General features: G+C 38.7%; 1 rRNA gene. It reads left to right on the forward strand.

The window, feature by feature from the left end:
- Positions 1–130 (forward strand): 23S ribosomal RNA (locus HMPREF2658_RS01565); the annotation flags it as partial.
- Positions 131–235: the final 105 nt, after the last annotated feature.

The following is a 235-nucleotide window of genomic DNA, read 5'->3' on the forward strand; positions in this document are numbered from 1 at the left end:
CCCCCCTCAAGATGAGATTTCCCAACTTCGGTTATAAGATCCCTCAAAGATGATGAGGTTAATAGGTTCGAGGTGGAAGCATGGTGACATGTGGAGCTGACGAATACTAATCGATCGAAGACTTAATCAAATTTAAATGTTTTGCGAAGCAAAATCACTTTTACTTACTATCTAGTTTTGAATGTATAATCTACATTCATATGTCTGGTGACTATAGCAAGGAGGTCACACCTGT

It is taken from the genome of Staphylococcus sp. HMSC062H10, assembly GCF_001836945.1.
Taxonomy (GTDB): Bacteria; Bacillota; Bacilli; order Staphylococcales; family Staphylococcaceae; genus Staphylococcus; species Staphylococcus aureus.